Origin of the sequence: Roseibium aestuarii, from assembly GCF_008477545.1 — a bacterium.
Classification (GTDB): Bacteria; Pseudomonadota; Alphaproteobacteria; order Rhizobiales; family Stappiaceae; genus Roseibium; species Roseibium aestuarii.
This window is the reverse complement of the sequence record NZ_VORA01000002.1, coordinates 432,651-450,651: the sequence shown is the minus strand read 5'-3', so window position 1 is coordinate 450,651 and position 18,001 is coordinate 432,651. Positions and strand designations below refer to the sequence as shown.

Below are 18,001 nucleotides of genomic sequence, written 5' to 3'. Positions count from 1 at the left end.
GCGATGATCCCGGTCACCTGCCTCAAGGGACAAGACATCGCTCTCTTCGGGCTTGGCGGCTCGGGACTGTCGACGGCGCGCGCGCTGGCCGAAGGCGGCGCGAAGGTGACCGTCTGGGACGACGCACCGGCTCGGGTCGAGGCGGCCCGGGCTGAAGGCCTGACCGCCACGGATCTGCGCCAGATCGACTGGAGTTGCGTGTCGGCGCTGGTGCTTGCGCCCGGCGTGTCCCTGACCCATCCGGTGCCGCACTGGTCGGTGCAGCTGGCGCAAGAACATGGCGTCGAGATCATCGGCGACATCGAGCTCTTCTGCCGGGAGCGCCGTCATCTGGCCAGCAAGGCCCGGATGATCGCCATTACCGGCACCAACGGCAAGTCCACCACCACCGCACTGATCACCCATCTTCTCAAGGCGCTGGGGCTCGACGCCCAGATGGGCGGCAACATCGGCGTGCCGATCCTCGACCTTGCTCCGCTCTCCGACGAGCGGGTCTATGTGGTCGAGTGCTCTTCCTATCAGATCGATCTGGCGCCCGGCCTCGACGCGACGGTGGGCGTTCACCTGAATCTGTCGCCGGATCATCTCGACCGGCACGGCAGCATGGAAAACTATGCGGCCATCAAGGAGCGTCTCGTGGCCAGCGCGCGGATCGCCGTGGTCGGTGTCGATGACGAGATGTCGGCGGCCATTGCCCAGCGGCAGGATCTGGCATCCATGCCGGTTTGGCGCATCTCCGCGCAAGGGCCGGTCGAGCAGGGGATCTGGCTTCAGGGCTCGACCCTCATGCGTTCCGAGGCCGGCGACGCTCACGCGGTTGCGGATCTCGCCGGGATCGACACGCTGCGCGGTGCGCACAACGGTCAGAACGCGGCGGCCGCCTTTGCCAGCCTCTGCGCCCTTGGCCTCGAACCGGAAGCCATTGCCGCAGCACTTCGCTCCTTCGGTGGGCTGCATCACCGCATGGAGCTTGTGGCGCGCGCGGGAAAGATCCTCTTCGTCAATGACAGCAAGGCCACCAACGCCGACGCGGCTGCCCGTGCGCTTTCCTCCTATGAGCGGATCTACTGGATCGCGGGTGGCAAGCCCAAGGCGGGAGGGATCGCCTCGCTGGACGCCTTCTTCCCGAAGATCGCCAAGGCCTATCTGATCGGTGAGGCCGCAGAGGCCTTTGCTGCAACACTCGAGGGCAAGGTCGCGACCGAGCTGTGCGGCACCCTCGACAAGGCCGTGATCGCGGCTGCTCGTGATGCGGGCGCAGATGCGTCCGCCGAAGTGGCCGTGCTCCTGTCGCCGGCCTGTGCGTCCTTCGACCAGTTCCCCAATTTCGAGAAGCGGGGTGAGGCCTTCGCCGAAGCGGTGAAGGCCCTGCCTGTCGTGCAAGAGCACCAGGAGACCGTCTGATGGTTAGTCGCGCCGATCGAAGCCGCTTTGCCGAATGGCTGTGGACTGTGGATCATTATCTTCTGGCTGCCTTCATCCTGCTGATGATCGGCGGCGTGGTCCTGTCCTTTGCGGCTTCGCCCCCCGTGGCGGATCGCATCGGCGTCGACACCTTCTATTTCGTCAAGCGTCAGGCGCTCTTCCTGATCCCGGCGCTCGGCATCATGCTGGCGGGCTCCATGCTGACCCCGCGTCTGGTGCGGCGCACGGCGCTGATCCTGTTCATCTTCTCGATCATCGCCCTGGTGGCGACGCTCTTCCTCGGCATGGAAGCCAAGGGCGCGCGCCGCTGGATCTATGTCGCCGGGTTCTCCCTGCAGCCGTCGGAGTTCCTCAAGCCCGCGTTCGTGATCATGGTGGCCTTCTTCCTTTCCGAAAGCGGGCGCCGGCGCGAAGTGCCGGGGGTTCTCTTCTCGGCGCTGCTCTTCATCATCTGCGCGGCGCTGCTGATCGCCCAGCCGGACTTCGGACAGACCATGCTGCTCGGCATGGTGTGGGCCGGGCTCTTCTTCTTCAACGGCCTGCCGTGGATTGCCATCGGTCTGCTGGCGGTGGCCGGTGTCGGCGGCCTTGCGGCGGCCTATGCCTTCCTGCCGCACGTGACCAACCGTGTGAACCGCTTCCTCGATCCGGGCAGCGGGGACACGCACCAGGTGGACACGGCGCTTGAATCCTTCGTCTCCGGCGGCTGGTTCGGCCGTGGTCCGGGAGAGGGTACCGTCAAGCGCATCCTGCCGGACAGCCACACGGACTTCATCTTCGCCGTGGTGGGCGAGGAGTTCGGGGCCATCGTCTGCATGTTCATCGTGCTCGTCTTCGGCTTCATCGTGATGCGTGGCCTGAACCACGCCAGCCGCGACCAGGACGCTTTCACCCGTCTGGCAACGGCGGGGCTAACCGTTCTCTTCGGCCTGCAGGCGACCATCAATCTGGCGGTGAACCTGAACCTGATGCCGCCCAAGGGCATGACGCTGCCTTTCATTTCCTACGGCGGGTCCTCGCTCCTGTCCTCGGCCATGCTGGCCGGTGGCATCCTGGCGCTCACCCGCAAGCGGCCGCGGCCGCGCGGCGGCGACGTGGTGACGATCTCGCGCCTGTCCCCCTCGAGCCTGCTGTAACCGTTTCCCTCAAAATCTCCGAAGTTCGACCCGCGTGATGACCAAAACGATCTTGCTGACAGCCGGTGGCACCGGCGGACACCTGTTTCCCGCCCAGGCGCTCGCCAGCGAATTGCAGCGCCGTGGCCATGTGGTGGAGCTCGCGACCGACGAGCGGGCGGACAAGTATGGGTCCGCCTTTCCGGCGCGCGCGGTGCATCTGATCGCCTCGGAAACCCTGCGCGGCAAGTCGCCGCTGAAACTGGCGAAGACCGCCTGGTCGCTGCTGCGCGGCACCTGGCAGGCGCGCCGGGTGATCAAGCGGCTCAAGCCCGACGTGGTGGTGGGCTTCGGCGGCTATCCGACCTTTCCGCCCATGTTCGCTGCGCGGCTGACGGGCACGCCGTCCATCCTGCACGAGGCGAACGGGGTGATGGGCCGGGCCAACGTGATGCTGGCGGGCGGCGTCACGGCCGTTGCTACCAGCCTGCCGCTGGCCCATGTGGCCGACGAAATCAAGAAACGCTCCGTGGAGACCGGCAACCCGGTGCGCGACGCGGTGATCGAGGTGGCTGCCACGCCCTATCCCGCGCTCGGCGGGGAGGGGGTGATCAATCTCCTGGTCTTCGGCGGGTCGCAGGGCGCGCGCTTCTTCTCCGATTGCGTGCCGCAGGCGCTGGCGCTGATGCCCGACCACCTGCGCAAGCGTATCTGGCTGGTACAGCAGTGCCGTCCGGAGGATCTGGAGCGGGTGCGGGAGATCTATCACGCCGCTGGTGTCGAGGCGGAGCTGCACAGTTTCTTCACGGACATGCCGGCGCGCATCGCCCAGGCTCATCTTGTCGTCAGCCGCTCCGGCGCCTCGACCATTTCCGAACTCTCGGTGATCGGCCGACCGGCCATTCTCGTGCCGCTGCCCGGCGCCATCGATCAGGACCAGCTCGCCAACGCGGTGGGGCTGGCCAATGCGGGCGCGGCCTGGCCGATTGCCCAGAACGAACTGACCCCGGAACGTCTGGCGGTCGAACTTACTCACCTGTTTGAAAACCCTGACCAACTGAAGGCGGCGGCTGCCGCAGCTCTCTCGCAGGGCAAGCCGGACGCGGTCCGGCGGCTTGCGGATCTCGTGGAGCGCGTGGCCGAAGGCAAGCCGATCATCGAAGGAGCACACCCATGAAAATGCCGCAGGATATCGGCCCGGTCCATTTCGTCGGCATCGGCGGCATCGGGATGAGCGGGATCGCGGAGGTGCTCAAGACCCTCGGCTATCAGGTTCAGGGCTCGGACATGGCGGAAAACGCCAATGTTCAGCGTCTGCGCGCCAACGGCATTCCGGTGACCGTCGGCCACAAGGCGGAGAACCTGGGAGACGCGGAAGTGCTCGTCGTCTCCTCCGCCATCAAGAAGGACAATCCGGAGCTGGTGGAAGCCCGCGAGCGGCTGATTCCGGTGGTCCGGCGTGCCGAGATGCTGGCAGAGCTGATGCGCTTCAAGCAGGCCATCGCCATTGGCGGCACCCACGGCAAGACGACGACCACCTCCATGGTTGCCGCCCTGCTGGATGCGGGCAAGTTGGACCCGACCGTCATCAACGGCGGCATCATCAATGCCTATGGCACCAATGCCCGCATGGGGGCAGGGGACTGGATGGTCGTCGAGGCGGACGAGAGCGACGGCACCTTCGTCAAGCTGCCGGCCGATATCGCCATCGTCACCAACATCGACCCCGAACATCTGGACCATTACGGCGACTTTGCCGGCGTGCGGGCCGCCTTCCGCCAGTTCGTAGAAAACGTGCCCTTCTACGGTTTTGCGGTCATGTGCCTCGATCACTCGGAGGTGCAGACGCTGATCGGCACCATCGAGGACCGCCGCATCGTCAGCTATGGCGCCAATCCGCAGGCGGATGTGCGCTTCACAGACGTCTCCATGGACGGTGGCAAGTCCACCTTCTCGGTCACCATCAGCAACCGGCGCACGGGCGAGAAGGTGGAGCTGAAGGATCTGGTGCTGCCCATGCCGGGCCTGCACAATATCTCCAACGCCACGGCGGCCATTGCTGTGGCGCATCAGCTCGGTGTCACTCCTGAGGCGATCCGGCAGGGGCTGGCGAGCTTCGGCGGGGTCAAGCGTCGCTTTACTCACACGGGCACCGTGGACGGCATCGCCATCTTCGACGATTACGGCCACCATCCGGTGGAAATCCGCGCGGTTCTGCATGCGGCCCGGGAAGCGGGAAACGGGCGCGTTATCGCCGTGGTGCAGCCGCATCGCTATTCGCGCCTGTCGAGCCTCTTCGATGATTTCTCCAACTGCTTCAACGACGCCGACAGCGTGATCGTGGCGCCCGTCTATGCGGCGGGTGAGCAGCTGATTACCGGAGCCGAGCATACGGATCTGGTCTCCGGCCTGAAGACCCGGGGGCACCGCTCGGTGCAGGCCATCTCCAGCCCGGACGAGCTGGCGGGGCTGGTGAACGAGCTGGCACAGCCGGGGGACTATGTGGTCTGCCTTGGCGCCGGCACCATCACCCAGTGGGCCTATGCGCTGCCGGAGCAGCTCAAGGCCCTGAAGGGGATCAGCGAATGAGCTTTCCCGATCTCCTGAGCCTTCATCCGGAGCTGTCCGAGGGCCTGCGCGGCAAGCTGGTGACGAACCAGCCCATGTCCGCCGTCAGCTGGTTTCGCACCGGCGGGCCGGCGCAGCTCCTGTTCCAGCCGGCGGATGCCGAAGACCTGAGCCTGTTCCTGGCAAAGCTGCCGCCGGAAATTCCCGTTTTGCCGGTGGGGCTTGGCTCCAATCTGCTGATCCGCGACGGCGGGCTGGAAGGGGTGGTCATCCGGCTGTCGGCGAAGGGCTTCGGGCAGATCGAACCGGCGGGCGAGGGACGCCTGCGGGTGGGCGCTGCGGTGCCTGACAAGCGCCTGGCGGAGGCGGCTGCCCAGGCCGGGCTTGGAGGCTTTGCCTTCTATACCGGCATTCCGGGCGGCATTGGCGGGGCTCTGCGCATGAATGCGGGGGCCCACGGCACGGAGACCTGCGAACGCATGGTGGAGCTTGTGGCGATCGACCGGAAGGGCGCGCGGCACGTGCTGACCAACGCGGACATGGACTATGCCTATCGCCATTCCGGCGCGTCGAAGGACCTGATCTTCGTCGAGGCGGTGATGGAGGGTGTCCCTTCGAGCGAGGAGGCCATCCGCGCCGAGATGGCGGCGGTGGTCGAGCATCGGGAGCGGGCCCAGCCCATTCGCGAGAAGACCGGCGGCTCGACCTTCAAGAACCCGGACGGCACGTCCGCCTGGAAGGAAATCGACAGGGCAGGGTGTCGCGGTCTGCGGATCGGCGGCGCACAAATGTCGGAATTGCACTGCAACTTCATGATCAACACAGGCGAAGCAACCGGGCACGATCTGGAGTGCCTCGGCGAGACCGTGCGCAAGCGCGTCTTCGAGACCTCGGGGATCAAGCTGCACTGGGAAATCAAACGGCTGGGGAACTTCGGTCCGGAGGGCGAGATTGCGCCGTTCCTGGGCGTCACAGAGGAGGCCGCATGATGGCTGGCAGTCAGAACGAGAAGAAGCACGTGGCCGTCCTCATGGGCGGCTGGGTCAACGAACGGCCGGTGAGCCTGTCGTCGGGCCGCGAATGCGCCAAGGCGCTGGAGGAGGCCGGCTACAAGGTCACCTGCGTCGACGTGGATCGCGACATCGCCTCCGTGCTCAAGGAGCTGAAACCGGATGTGGCCTTCAACGCGCTGCACGGGCCCTTTGGCGAAGACGGCTGCATTCAGGGTATCCTGGAGGTTCTGGGCATTCCCTACACCCATTCCGGGGTCATGGCGTCGGCTCTGGCGATGAACAAGGTGCAGGCGAAGGCGGTCATGTCTTCAGCCGGCGTTAACGTTACCAATCACGTTGTCTTCAACAGGTTCGAGATCGGTAACGAGCACCCGATGGAGCCGCCCTATGTGGTCAAGCCGATCAACGAAGGGTCGAGCTTCGGGGTGATCATCGTACGGGAGGGGCGCTCCCATCCGCCGCAGGAACTGACGTCGCGGGATTGGGACTATCCTGATGTTTTGATGTGCGAAAAATACATTCCGGGGCGGGAGCTGACCTGCGCCGTGATGGGGGATCAGGCCCTCGACATCATCGAGATCGTCCCCATGGGTCATGCCTTTTATGACTATGACGCGAAATATGCGGATGGCGGTTCAAAACACATCCTTCCTGCAAAAATTTCACCGATTGTTTACCAAGATGTACAGACACTGGCACTCACGGCTCATCGTGCGCTCGGGTGTCGCGGCGTCTCCAGATCGGACTTCCGGTTTGACGAGAAACCGGACGGCACCGGGGAACTGATTTGCCTGGAAGTTAACACTCAGCCGGGGATGACCCCGACGTCCCTTGTGCCGGAAATGGCGGCGCATGCGGGCTTCGATTTCAAGGCCCTGGTTTCATGGATGGTAGAGGACGCAAGTTGCTGTCGCTAGGACGGAAAAAGACGCGAAACATGCTGACGCCGCTGGAAGCCGAACTGGCTCCCCGCGGGCGCGGTGTCGCGCGTCTGCACCGTCAGCCCGTGTGGCGCGCCGCCGGCGTTCTCGCCGAGGTGCCGCGCGGTGCGGGCACGGTGGCGTCTGCCCTGTTCCTCACCCTGACCATCTCCTACGGCCTGATGCTCGGCGGCCATGGCCGTTCCGTCTCCGATGCCCTGCTGTCGGCCAGCGGTTTCGGCATCGACAGCATCAAGATGACCGGTCAGAGCGAGACCCAGACCTTCCAGATCCTCGAAGCCCTCGAGCTTCAGGAAGGCTCTTCGCTCGTGCTGTTCGACGCCGATGCCGCGCGCGCGCGCCTGACCGAGATTCCGTGGATCCGGCAGGCGTCCGTGATGAAGCTCTATCCGGGCACGCTCCAGGTGGATGTGGAGGAGAAGGTTCCCTATGCCCTGTGGCAGCGCGGCGAACACGTCTCCATCATCACCGAGCAGGGCGAAGTGATCACCGACCAGGTCGATGGCCGTTATGCCAACCTGCTGCTGGTTCTCAATCACGGCGCACAGCACCGGGCCAAGGAAATCCAGGCCGCGCTCGACACCGTGCCGGGCCTGCGTTCGCGGGTTCGGGCCGCCGAACTGATCAGCGACCGCCGCTGGGACCTGGTTCTGGAAAACGGCATCATCGTGCGCCTGCCGGAAGAAAATCTCGAGCAGGCCCTGGCCGAGCTCGCCACGATGGACGCGGAAAGCGGTCTGCTGACCCGGGACATCCGGCTGGTCGATCTTCGGCTGGCAGACCGGGTCGTCGTGAAACTGACACCGGAAGCCATGGAACGGCGTGAAAACGCGAAGGACGGTTCGGGCGTCATGGTCAAGCTGGAGCGCGACACATGAGCCGCAACGGATCCACCCTCTATCTGCCGCGCATGCGCCCCCTGCCGGGGCGTCGTGCCGTTGTGATGTCCGTGCTGGACGTGGGCTCGACCAAGATCTGCTGCCTTATCGCCAAGCTGACGCCGCGCGAAGAGGGCGACGTGCTGGCTGGCCGCTCCCATGCGGTGCAGGTGCTCGGCTTCGGCTATCAGCGGTCCCGCGGTATCAAGTCCGGCGTCGTGGTTGACATGGACGCGGCCGAACAGGCGATCCGTCTGGCCGTCGATGCGGCCGAGCGCATGGCCGGCGTGACGGTGGAAAGCCTGATCTCCAACGTCTCCTGCGGCCGTCTGCAGAGCGAGATCTTCTCCGCATCCGTGCCGCTGGCCGGCGACAGCGTGTCGGAAGCCGACATCCAGCGCGTGCTCTCCGCAGGCTCGTCCCATTCGGTGACGGAAGGCCGTGCGGTCACCCACGCGCTGCCCATCTCCTACACGCTCGACGGCAACCGGGGCATCCGCGATCCGCGCGGCATGATCGGCCACAAGCTGGGCGTGGACATGCAGGTCGTCACCACGGAAGTGCCGCCGGTGCGCAACCTGGAGCTCTGCATCAACCGCGGTCACCTGCACGTGGAGACCATGGTCGCCACGCCGTTTGCCTCCGGCCTCTCCACCCTGGTGGATGACGAGACCGAGCTCGGGGTGGCCTGCATCGACATGGGCGGTGGCACCACCACGCTCTCGGTCTTCGTGGAAGGCCAAATGGTGCATCTGGATGGGATCGCCGTTGGCGGGCACCACATCACCATGGACATTGCGCGCGCCTTCGCCACCCGGCTGCAGGACGCCGAGCGCATCAAGACCCTTTACGGATCGCCCCTGACGCTTTCCACCGACGACCGGGACATGCTGACGATCCCGCCGCTGGAAGCAGATGGCGATCTGCCAAACCAGATTCCCCGCTCGGCCCTGACCCGTGTGGTCCGGCCGCGGGTGGAAGAAATCCTCGAACTCGTGCGTGACCGCCTCACCGCATCCGGCTTTGCCGGCCGGGTGGGCAAGCAGATCGTCCTTACCGGCGGCGGCAGTCAGCTCACGGGTCTGGGGGAAGTTGCGCGCCGGATCCTGGGGCGTAACGTTCGTCTGGGTCGGCCCCTTGGGGTGGCCGGCCTCCCGGAGGCAGCCAAGGGACCGGCGTTCGCGACCGCGGTTGGCCTTCTCATCTATCCGCAGGTTGCACAGATCGAACAGTTCGATCCCCGAAGCCGACGCACAGGCTGGGGTGGACAGGGCGGTTATCTGTCACGTGTCGGGCAATGGATCAGGGAGAGCTTCTGACGATGACCGATCACCAGGAAACGCCGGCAACGGCAGTCGAGATTAGGGAAGAAGAGGGCCACTCCAGAACGGAAGCCCAGAAGGGTCGCGAGGATAACATGACCATCAACCTGAAGATGCCCGACATTCAGGAGCTGAAGCCCCGCATCACGGTCTTCGGCGTCGGGGGTGCTGGCGGCAACGCCGTCAACAACATGATCACGGCCGGCCTGCAGGGCTGCGACTTCGTGGTCGCCAACACGGACGCTCAGGCGCTTGCCATGAACAAGTCCGAACGTCTGGTGCAGATGGGCGTGGCCGTGACCGAAGGTCTCGGTGCAGGCTCCCAGCCGGAAGTCGGTTGCGCGGCCGCCGAGGAAGTGATCGACGAGATCAACGACCACCTGTCCGGTTCGCACATGGTCTTCATCACCGCCGGCATGGGCGGCGGCACCGGCACCGGTGCGGCTCCGGTCATCGCACGGGCGGCGCGCGAGCAGGGTATACTGACGGTAGGTGTGGTCACCAAGCCGTTCCAGTTCGAAGGCGGTCGCCGTATGCGCATCGCCGATGCGGGCATCGAGGAACTGCAGCGTAACGTCGATACGCTGATTGTGATCCCGAACCAGAACCTCTTCCGCATTGCCAATGCCCAGACCACCTTCGCCGACGCTTTCGCGATGGCCGATCAGGTGCTCTATTCGGGCGTGGCCTGCATCACCGACCTGATGGTCAAGGAAGGCCTGATCAACCTGGACTTCGCCGACGTGCGCTCCGTCATGCGCGGCATGGGCAAGGCCATGATGGGCACCGGCGAAGCCTCCGGCGAAAAGCGTGCGATGCAGGCGGCAGAAGCGGCCATTGCAAACCCGCTGCTCGACGAAAGCTCCATGAAGGGTGCCAAGGGCCTGCTGATCTCCATCACCGGCGGCAACGACATGACCCTGTTCGAGGTCGATGAAGCTGCGACCCGTATCCGCGAGGAAGTCGATCAGGACGCCAACATCATACTCGGCGCAACCTTCGACGAGAGCCTGGACGGCATCATCCGCGTGTCCGTCGTGGCCACCGGCATCGATCGTGAAATGGACGCGGGCTTCAACGCCCCCGCCGTTACCGCGAGCTTTCGCGCACCAGAGGTAAAGACCGCGCCGAAGGCCGAGCCCGCTCCGGCTCCGGTCGTGCGCAACGAAGCCGCTGCGGCCAAGGCCGTCGCGTCGCTGGAACGCGAACTGTCCATGCCGGAACCGGCTCCGGTTGCTGCTGCAACCGATCCGGAAGTCGAGATCAAGCCGTTCCGTCCGGCCGTCGAACAGCTGGCCACCCCGGCTCCGATGATGGATCTGGATGATGCGCATCATCCGCTTGCCGTCAGCGAAGAGCTGCCGGTGAGCAAGCCCTACATCCCGCCGGTTGCCGAACAGCATTCCCCGGCACCGCGCATGCCGACCCTCGACGACTTCCCGCCGATGGTTCAGCAGGAAATGAAGGCCCGCCAGGCCGCTGCGGCTGCTCCGGCACCGCGTCCGGCCCAGCCGGCGCCGCGTCAGGCTCCGGTCCAGGCGGCTGCTCCGGCACCGCGTCCGGCCCAGCCGGCCCCGGTCGCACCGGCGGCTCATGAAGTGCATCACGAGGAAGACCGTCGCCCGATGGGTCTGCTGCGCCGCCTGGCCAATGGTCTCGGCCGCCGCGAGGAATACGAGGACGAGCACGACGTGTTCGCCGAGCGTTCCGCCGCTCCGGTTCAGGCTCCCGCTCAGGCCCAGCGTCCGCAGGCGCCGGTTCAGGCACAGGCTCCGGTCCAGGCCCAGCGTCCGGCCCAGCCGCGCCCGGCCCAGCGTCCGGCCCATGGTGCTGCCGGTCAGCTGGACACCACCGGCCGTGCACCGGTGCGCCAGCCCGAGCCCCTGGATGACGATCAGCTGGAGATCCCGGCGTTCCTGCGCCGTCAGGCCAACTGAGTCGTCAGAGACCCTCTTCCCTGTCTCGAGGACAGCCCGGTCGAAAGGCCGGGCTGTTTTCGTTACGGCAGTTGAGGAGGGGAAAATTTCCCATTTCAGCCCAATGGGTTATCCGGGGTCGTTTCGTTACAAAGCGTAACAAACCTTTATTTCCCGTTTGACGGTCGCGCGCGTATGGTGCGCTCACTCGGCGATCGTTAATAAAAGTTTAGAACCGCGCTGGCGTTTCGATCGTTCGAACCCGATAGAGGACCTTCTGGCGCAAGGGCAAGGCTGGGCAGCATGACGCACCACATCGACAGACAGACCACTTTGGCGGAACAGGTGACCCTGACCGGCATTGGCGTTCATTCCGGCAAGCCCGCCAGCATCACCCTGTGTCCCGCCGATGCCAACACCGGCATCGTCTTCGTCCGCTCTGACAAGAAGGGGGCCCGCGAGATCGCAGCGCGCTGGGACAAGGTCTCTGCGACCGCTCTCTGCACCGTTCTGGGCGATCCGGCCGGAGATGGTCTTTCCACCGTCGAGCACCTGATGGCCGCTCTCTACGCCCTGCGCGTCGACAATCTGATGGTCGAGATCGACGGTCCGGAAATGCCGATCATGGACGGGAGCTCCGATGCCTTCGTCGAGGCGATCGATCAGGTCGGTTTGAAGCGTCTGGATCGTGGCCGCCGCTACATCCGGGTCAAGAAGCCGGTGCGCGTCGATACGGGTTCCGCCTGGTGCGAGTTGCATCCGCACAATGGCCTGCGCTTCGACATCACCATCGACTTCGACACGCCGCTGATCGGCCGCCAGTCCCTCGACATCGAGCTGACCCCGGACCTGTTCAAGCGCGACATCGCCCGCGCGCGCACCTTCGGCTATGTGAAGGATGTGGAGCAGCTCTGGAAGATGGGCTTTGCCCTCGGCTCTTCGCTCGAAAATTCCGTCGCCATTTCCGAGGACAAGGTTCTCAACCCGGAAGGCACCCGCTGGACCGACGAGTTCGTGCGCCACAAGACGCTGGATGCCATCGGCGACCTGTCTCTCGCCGGCCTGCAGATCCTTGGTCACTACCGCTCCTACAAGGGCGGCCACAAGATGAACCACGCCATTCTCGTCAAGCTCTTCGAGGATGAAAGCGCCTACGAGATCGTCGAGGCTCCGGCCTTCCGGGAAGCCGGTCAGGCAGAGAAGGCCGGTCTGGTCGCCGCGGCTCTGGCCCCCGACGTGTCCTGAGCTCATCCGATTTCATCACCACTTCTACCGCGCGGGCCAGTCTGGCCCGCGTTGCGTTTGAGGCGGGGCTTGGCCAAGGGGGAGGGAGCGTCACAAAAATGCTCCAAAGCTCCTCCACGAACCAGTGCCCCGGAGCGGTCCCGAAAACGGGAAAGCGCCCGGTGCCGGGCAGAAGGGACTTGTGAAACCGCCCGTTCCTCGTCTATGTGCGAGGGGCGGACCATCAGGATTTCCTGCAGGCGGGATTCGTGCCGGTCGAAGTGATGCCCGAAGCGGCATCTGCCGGACGGCTAACTGGAATGGATGAGGAGTATCTGGGGTGAAGATCATGAATGCACACCGGAAGGATCGGAACCGCAGTGCTGCTGCTCTCCTGAAGGTTGCTCTTCTCACGCTGTCTCTCGGCGTGGCTGCCTGTTCTTCCTCCAAGGACGACCTCGACGATCTGGCGCTGAACGATACGCCGGCCGAAGTGCTCTACAACGAGGGCCTGGCCCTGCGTGCCCAGGGCAAGCTGAAGCAGGCGGGCGACAAGTTCGAGGAGCTGGACAAGCTTTACCCCTATTCCGAATTCGCCAAGAAGTCGCTGGTCAACATGGCCTATGTGAACTTCTCGCGCGGGCGTTATGCGGAAGCCGTGTCTGCGGCCCAGCGGTTCCTGACCCTTTATCCCGGCAATGAAGACGCGGCCTACGCCCTCTACATCGTCGGCCAGAGCTATTTCCGCCAGATGCCGGACATCACCCGCGACCAGGCCGTGACCGAGAAGGCGGCGTCTGCCTTCCAGGAACTGCTGCAGCGCTATCCGGACAGCGAATATGCGTCTGACGCGGAAGCCAAGCTGCGCGTTGCCGCCGATCAGCTGGCGGGCAAGGAAATGCAGGTCGGCCGCTTCTATCTGGAAAAGCGGAACTACATCGCCGCCATCAACCGCTTCAAGGTGGTGGTGCTGCGCTATCAGACTACCCGTCACGTCGAAGAAGCCCTGTTCCGTCTCACCGAAGCCTATTATGCGCTCGGCGTGGTGAACGAGGCCCAGACGGCGGCTGCCGTGCTTGGCCACAACTTCCCCGACACCCAGTGGTACAAGGACGCCTATTCGCTCCTGTCCAAGGGCGGGTATGAGCCTTCCGAGAACAGCGGCAGCTGGATCAGCAAGGCGTTCAAGGGTATCAAGCTCTAAGGTTGTTCCACTTCCCTTCTTGCGGAGCCTTTCGGCATGCTGGTCGCTCTGTCCATTCGTGACATTGTCCTGATCGACCGTCTTGACCTCGAGTTTGCCTCCGGCATGTCGGTGCTGACCGGCGAGACCGGGGCGGGCAAGTCCATCCTGCTCGACAGCCTGTCTCTTGCCATTGGCGGACGCGGGGACGCAGGCCTGGTGCGTCATGGCGAGGAACAGGGGCAGGTGACTGCCGTCTTCGACGTGCGCGGTGATCATCCGGTTCGGGCGCTCCTGCGCGAAAACGGTGTCGAGGACGACGGGGATGTGATCCTGCGGCGCATCCAGACGGCGGACGGGCGCACACGTGCCTTCATCAACGATCAGCCGGTCAGCGTCGGGCTCATGCGCCAGGCGGGCGCCCTGCTCGTGGAAATTCATGGCCAGCATGATGACCGGGCCCTGACGGATCCGGAGACACACCGGGATCTGGTCGACAGTTTCGGCGGGCTTTCCGGCGACGTGGCGAAGGTGGCCGAAGCCTTCGCCGCCCTGCGCGCGGCGGAGAAGGCTGCAAGGGATCACGCGGCGCGCATCGATGCGGCCCGGCGTGAGGCGGATTATCTCAAGGCCGCAGTCGAGGAGCTGTCGAAGCTTTCGCCCAAGTCCGGCGAGGAAGAGGCGCTTGCCGACCGCCGGGCCACCATGATGCAGGTGGAGAAGATCGCCGGAGACCTGAACGAGGCCTACGAGACCCTGAACGGGTCGGCCTCGCCCATTCCGGAACTGGCCAGCCTGCTGCGCCGTCTGGAGCGCAAGGCCGATCAGGTGCCGCATCTGCTCAACGGTCCGGTGCGGGGTCTCGTCAGCGCGCTGGACAGTCTGGAAGAAGCGCGCGGTGGCCTGGAAAGTGCCCTGCGCCAGACCGATTTCGATCCGCGCGAGCTGGAGGCGACCGAAGAGCGTCTCTTCGCGCTGAGGGCTGCGGCGCGCAAGTTCTCCGTCACGGTGGAAGAACTGCCGGCGCTGGCCGCGCGCATGACCGAGGATCTCGCCGATCTGGATGCGGGAGAGGACAAGCTCGCAGCGCTTGAAGGCGCGGTCACCAAGGCACGCGAGACCTATGACGCGCTTGCGGTAAAACTGTCGGCCCGCCGGGAGAAGGTGGCTCGCACGCTGGAGAAGGCCGTCGGCGCGGAGCTTCCGGCCCTGAAGCTGGAGCGGGCGCGCTTCATCGTCGACATGACGAGCGATCCGGAAAGCCGCAGCCGGTCGGGCAACGACCAGCTGGAGTTCCATGTTCAGACCAACCCGGGCACCCGTCCGGGACCGATGATGAAGGTGGCGTCCGGGGGCGAGCTCTCGCGCTTCCTGCTGGCGCTGAAGGTCTGCCTGACGGACAAGGGCTCTGTTCCCACGCTTGTCTTCGACGAGATCGACACCGGCGTCGGCGGGGCTGTGGCCGAGGCGATCGGCGTCCGGCTTGCACGCCTTGCCGCCAATGTGCAGGTGCTGACCGTCACCCATGCGCCGCAGGTCGCGGCAAGGGCCGCCGGTCATTTCCTGATTGCCAAGGAAGACGCCGGCAAGGCCCGGGTGGCCACCCGGGTGAAGCGGATTGACGAGGACCATCGCAGCGAGGAAATCGCGCGCATGCTCGCGGGCAGCACCATCACCGAAGAGGCGCGCGCCGCCGCCCGCAAGCTGCTCACCGAAGGCGCCGGTTGAGACCCATTCCTGCGCGCTCCCGCCCGCGACATAAAAAAACGGCGGCCCGGGAGGAGGGCCGCCGATAAGTCATCGGGGGGAGCTCAGATGAAGTCGGGGGAGGCCAGAGGCCTCGCAGATCGATCAGCCGTCCTGAAGCGGCTTGGTGATCGTCTTGGTGTTCAGGTCCGGAAGGCTCAGCTCGATGCTCACGTCGTCATCGTGGAAGAAGCCCTGGGTATAGAAGAAACCGCCGGCGATCAGCGCCACGACGAGGGCGCCGGCAACGAACCAGCCTGCGCCGGACGAACGGCGGGTTTCGACAACGGTGGTGTCTCGGTCATGATAGGCCATGCTTGATACTCCTTGAGAAGCCTGGGGGCCGGGTGCGGAGGGTGTCGCTTCCAGGCGTCTCCCGTTCTCAACCGGCTTGTGATGGAGGAACTCTTGAGCGCACCATTGGGTTCCATTATGCGATAGTCGATGAGGGCAAGCCTGCTTGGCCTCCCCGTTCCCCTCGCGAAAAAAGCCTGACCGCCATGACCGACACCTCTGCCCGAGCCATTCCCGTCGACCAGCTGACGTTGCAGGATGCGCAGGTGGAGCTGGAACGGCTCGCCACGGAGATTGCCGAACACGACCGGCGCTATCACGGTGAGGACGCGCCGACGATCTCGGACGCGGACTATGACGCGCTGCGCCGGCGCAACGGCGAGATCGAAGCGCGCTTTCCAGAACTTGTGCGGTCCGACAGTCCGTCGGTCCGGGTGGGGGCGGAAGCCAGCGACGGCTTCGGCAAGATCACCCACCGGGTCCCGATGCTCTCCCTCGATAATGCCTTCGAGGACGGGGATGTTCGCGACTTCGTGGGCCGGGTGCGTCGCTTCCTGAAATATGACCCGCTCATGGGGGCGCTGGCGGTGACGGCCGAGCCGAAGATCGACGGGCTGTCGCTTTCGCTGCGCTATGAGGCCGGGGTGCTCGTCCATGCGGCGACCCGGGGCGACGGGGCCGTCGGCGAAAACGTGACGGCCAATGCGCGGACGATTTCCGACATTCCCCAGTCTCTCTCCGGCGACGTGCCGGAGGTCGTGGAGGTGCGCGGTGAAGTCTATATGGCGCACGCGGATTTTCAGGCGCTGAATGCGCGCATGGCGGCCAATGGGGGCAAGGTCTTCGCCAATCCGCGCAATGCGGCGGCAGGCTCCCTGCGCCAGCTCAACCCGGAGATCACCGCCACCCGGCCGCTGAAGTTCTTCGCCTATGCCTGGGGCGAGATGAGCGCGATGCCGGCAGACACCCAGATGGGCATGGTGGAGGCCTTCGCGGCCTGGGGCTTCAAGACCAATTCGCTCATGCAGCGCTGCGAAAGCGTGGAAGCGTTGCTGGAGGTCTATCTCCGGATCGAGGAAGAGCGGGCGACGCTCGGCTATGACATCGACGGCGTGGTCTACAAGGTGGACCGGCTGGACCTGCAGGGCCGCCTGGGCTTCATCTCCCGCTCGCCCCGCTGGGCGATTGCGCACAAGTTCCCGGCCGAGCAGGCTTATACGATCCTCAATGACATCGAGATCCAGGTGGGGCGGACCGGGGCGCTGACGCCGGTCGCCAAGCTGGAGCCGGTGACCGTGGGCGGGGTGGTCGTCTCCAATGCGACCCTGCACAACGAGGATTACATCAAGGGGATAGGTCAGGACGGCGAGCCGATACGGGGCGGAAAGGATCTGCGCGTGGGCGACACGGTGCGGATCCAGCGCGCGGGGGACGTGATCCCGCAGATCGTCGATGTGGATCTGGATAAGCGGCCGGCCGACAGCGCGCCCTACGTCTTCCCGACCACCTGTCCGGCCTGCGGCAGCCATGCGGTGCGCGAGGAAAACGCCAAGACGGGGCGGATGGACAGCGTGCGCCGCTGCACCGGCGGCCTGATCTGCCCGGCTCAGGCGACCGAGAAGCTCAAGCATTTCGTCTCGCGCAATGCCTTCGACATCGAAGGGTTCGGGGACAAGCAGGTGGATGCCTTTTTCGCCGACGAGCTGGTGCGCACGCCTGCGGATATCTTCACCCTGGAGGAGCGGGACCGGGTGGCGCTGACCAAGCTGCGCAACCGGGAGGGATGGGGCGCGGTCTCCGCGCGCAATCTCTTCGAGGCCATCAATGCGCGCCGGGACATCGACCTGCACCGCTTCATCTTCGCGCTCGGCATCCGGCACGTGGGGGAGGGCAACGCCAAGCTTCTGGCCCGCGCCTATGGCTCCTGGAACGCCTTCTATGCGGCAATGACCGAGGCGGGCGATCACGCCTCCTCCGCCTGGGCCGAGCTCAATGACATCGACGGCATCGGGCACATCGTGGCCGAGGCACTGACGGAGTTCTTCGCCGAGGATCACAACCGCGAGCAGCTCGATGCGCTGCTGGCTCAGGTGAGGCCGAAGGATGCGGAGCGGATCGATGCGGGGGACAGCCCGGTCGCCGGCAAGACCGTGGTCTTCACCGGCTCGCTGGAACGCATGACCCGCGACGAGGCCAAGGCCATGGCAGAGCGGCTGGGGGCGAAGGTCGCCGGATCCGTGTCGAAGAAGACGGACCTGCTGGTGGCCGGTCCGGGGGCCGGGTCCAAGCTGAAGAAGGCCGAAGAGCTCGAAATCGAGGTGATTTCCGAAGATCAGTGGTTCGAGCTGGTCGGAGCTTGAGGAGAGTGTACCTCGG

14 protein-coding genes are annotated in these 18,001 nt (G+C 65.2%); 13 read left to right on the top strand and 1 reads right to left on the bottom strand.

What is annotated here, in order from left to right:
* The first annotated feature begins 3 nt into the window (after positions 1–3).
* The 12 genes from murD (at position 4) to recN (ending at position 15,313) form a co-directional block, all read left to right on the top strand.
* The gene (gene murD, locus FR728_RS10625) at positions 4–1,404 is read left to right on the top strand and encodes a UDP-N-acetylmuramoyl-L-alanine--D-glutamate ligase (protein ID WP_149892646.1); all 1,401 of its coding nucleotides are present in this window, start codon (positions 4–6) and stop codon (positions 1,402–1,404) included.
* Positions 1,404–2,561, top strand: coding sequence for a putative lipid II flippase FtsW (gene ftsW / locus FR728_RS10620; protein WP_149892645.1), 1,158 nt, complete (start codon positions 1,404–1,406; stop codon positions 2,559–2,561). Before murD ends, ftsW begins: the two co-directional genes overlap by 1 nt.
* A gap of 37 nt (positions 2,562–2,598) precedes the next feature.
* Entirely contained in the window at positions 2,599–3,717 is a 1,119-nt protein-coding gene (gene murG / locus FR728_RS10615; protein WP_149892644.1) for an undecaprenyldiphospho-muramoylpentapeptide beta-N-acetylglucosaminyltransferase, read from the top strand.
* Positions 3,714–5,129: a UDP-N-acetylmuramate--L-alanine ligase gene (murC, locus tag FR728_RS10610; RefSeq protein WP_149892643.1), complete on the top strand. Its 1,416-nt coding sequence runs from the start codon at positions 3,714–3,716 to the stop codon at positions 5,127–5,129. The genes murG and murC overlap by 4 nt, the downstream gene beginning before the upstream one ends.
* Complete coding sequence (gene murB, locus FR728_RS10605; protein WP_149892642.1) at positions 5,126–6,097, top strand: UDP-N-acetylmuramate dehydrogenase; 972 nt, start codon at positions 5,126–5,128, stop codon at positions 6,095–6,097. Before murC ends, murB begins: the two co-directional genes overlap by 4 nt.
* Positions 6,094–7,038: a D-alanine--D-alanine ligase gene (locus tag FR728_RS10600; RefSeq protein WP_244304539.1), complete on the top strand. Its 945-nt coding sequence runs from the start codon at positions 6,094–6,096 to the stop codon at positions 7,036–7,038. The genes murB and FR728_RS10600 overlap by 4 nt, the downstream gene beginning before the upstream one ends.
* A gap of 20 nt (positions 7,039–7,058) precedes the next feature.
* Positions 7,059–7,940: a cell division protein FtsQ/DivIB gene (locus FR728_RS10595; protein ID WP_149892641.1), complete on the top strand. Its 882-nt coding sequence runs from the start codon at positions 7,059–7,061 to the stop codon at positions 7,938–7,940.
* Complete coding sequence (gene ftsA, locus FR728_RS10590) at positions 7,937–9,259, top strand: cell division protein FtsA (RefSeq protein WP_149892640.1); 1,323 nt, start codon at positions 7,937–7,939, stop codon at positions 9,257–9,259. Before FR728_RS10595 ends, ftsA begins: the two co-directional genes overlap by 4 nt.
* Positions 9,260–9,357: 98 nt before the next feature.
* Positions 9,358–11,199 (top strand): cell division protein FtsZ, encoded by a 1,842-nt coding sequence (ftsZ, locus tag FR728_RS10585; protein WP_149893096.1) that lies wholly within the window; start codon positions 9,358–9,360, stop codon positions 11,197–11,199.
* A gap of 282 nt (positions 11,200–11,481) precedes the next feature.
* A complete protein-coding gene (lpxC, locus tag FR728_RS10580) occupies positions 11,482–12,423 on the top strand; it encodes a UDP-3-O-acyl-N-acetylglucosamine deacetylase (RefSeq protein WP_149892639.1) in 942 nt (313 codons plus the stop codon).
* Between the two features lie 328 nt (positions 12,424–12,751).
* Positions 12,752–13,606 (top strand): outer membrane protein assembly factor BamD, encoded by an 855-nt coding sequence (locus FR728_RS10575; protein ID WP_149892638.1) that lies wholly within the window; start codon positions 12,752–12,754, stop codon positions 13,604–13,606.
* A 36-nt stretch (positions 13,607–13,642) separates the two neighbouring features.
* A complete protein-coding gene (gene recN / locus FR728_RS10570) occupies positions 13,643–15,313 on the top strand; it encodes a DNA repair protein RecN (protein WP_149892637.1) in 1,671 nt (556 codons plus the stop codon).
* 123 nt (positions 15,314–15,436) lie between these two features.
* On the opposite strand, the gene FR728_RS10565 is transcribed toward recN, so the two are convergent.
* Positions 15,437–15,646, bottom strand: coding sequence for a hypothetical protein (locus FR728_RS10565; protein WP_149892636.1), 210 nt, complete (start codon positions 15,644–15,646; stop codon positions 15,437–15,439).
* A 185-nt stretch (positions 15,647–15,831) separates the two neighbouring features.
* On the opposite strand from FR728_RS10565, the gene ligA reads away from it, so the two are divergent.
* Positions 15,832–17,985 (top strand): NAD-dependent DNA ligase LigA, encoded by a 2,154-nt coding sequence (gene ligA, locus FR728_RS10560; RefSeq protein WP_149892635.1) that lies wholly within the window; start codon positions 15,832–15,834, stop codon positions 17,983–17,985.
* Positions 17,986–18,001: the final 16 nt, after the last annotated feature.